Genomic DNA, 1,223 nt, shown 5'->3' with positions numbered 1-1,223 from the left:
GCCAAGCTCGACTACTTCGACGAGCCGCATCTGGCCCGGGCGCTGCGCTCCTACGTCGGACGCACGGCCGGGCAGCTGCGCGAGGGCGCCGGCGGGGCGATCGCCCTCGATCTGGATCACCGCTTCACGTCGTAGACCAGCTTCAGGATCCCGTTGGAGTAGGTCTCCGACTCCCGCAGTGTCAGCATCTGCTTGTCGCGGTCGGCCCGGCCGAAGAGGCTCTTTCCTGCACCGAGCAGCACGGGGAAGACCAGCAGGTTGTACTGGTCGATCAGGTCCGCGTCCGACAGCCGCCGGGCCAGCTCCGCGCTCCCGTGGAGGAAGATCGCGCCACCCTCGCTCTCCTTGAGCGCGGCGACGTCCTCGGTCGAGCGCAGGATCGTCGTCGGCCCCCACCCGTCGACGAGGGCGTCGTCGGACAGCGTGGTCGACACCACGTACTTGGGCAGCTCCTTGTAGGCGGCGTGGTCCTCCGAGCCGGGCCAGACCGGTGCGAACGCCTCGTAACTGCGGCGGCCGAACATCAGCGCCGTCGTGTCGGCGAGCTCCTCGCCCTTCAGCGACCAGGCCTCCGGGACGAACTCGAGGTCCTTGAAGACCCAGCCGCCGCTGCGGTGCTCCTCCCCCGGCCCGCCGCCGGGTGAGTCCACGACGCCGTCGAGCGACATGAAGCCGGTATAGACCAGGTGACGCATGGTGCTGTCTCCTCGTGATCGGGTGGGCTGCTGGGTCCACGCTAGTTCGCGGCCGCGTGGGCGTCTTGGACGGAAACGACAGCGGGTCGGACTCGTACCGGACCGGACCGTTCGCCCGGACCGGCGGAAACTCCGTTCCCCCCGACCGGCGGAAACTCCATTCCCCCCCGACCGGCGGAGACGGCGGGGTCAACTCCCCACTGACGGGTCGTTCACTGTTTTCTGGAGCTGCGCGCTCGCATATCCGACGGGAGGTGAAGGCCGTCCGGGCCCGGTCGCGGTGCAGGAGGGCCTGTGGTGTCCTGGAGGCAGCAGCAGGAGAGCACGCCAATGCGTCGCAGCCGGAGTTCCGCCTTCCTACCCGCCCGGGCGCCTGCGCCGACCGGAGCCGGTGGGGGGTTGCTGCCCACGCGGGATCTCGCGGCTGCCTGGTCGCTGGTCGTGCTGATCGCGGTGCCCGCCTGGGCGCTGACGGTCGGGCAGGCCCGGGACATGGGGGTCGAGCCCGGCACCATGGGGATGGCGCTG

General features: G+C 70.4%; 1 protein-coding gene and 1 pseudogene. One reads left to right on the top strand and one right to left on the bottom strand.

Translation table 11 applies throughout. From position 1 onward, the window contains the following. Window positions 1-116 precede the first annotated feature (116 nt). Entirely contained in the window at window positions 117-695 is a 579-nt protein-coding gene (locus tag AB0412_RS35720; protein ID WP_366406791.1) for a dihydrofolate reductase family protein, read from the bottom strand. 330 nt (window positions 696-1,025) lie between these two features. Here AB0412_RS35720 and AB0412_RS35715 point away from each other — a divergent pair. Further along, window positions 1,026-1,223, top strand: a pseudogene (locus tag AB0412_RS35715) (DUF2182 domain-containing protein); the annotation flags it as partial.

This window comes from Streptomyces sp. NPDC052012 (assembly GCF_040689265.1).
GTDB lineage: Bacteria > Actinomycetota > Actinomycetes > Streptomycetales > Streptomycetaceae > Streptomyces.
Note: the sequence above shows the minus strand (reverse complement) of the source record. Positions and strands in the feature narration are given on the sequence as shown.

Coding starts and splice junctions, on each gene's coding strand:
- AB0412_RS35720 (WP_366406791.1), bottom strand. CDS start 695: ATGCGTCACCTGGTCTATACCGGCTTCATGTCGCTCGACGGCGTCGTG.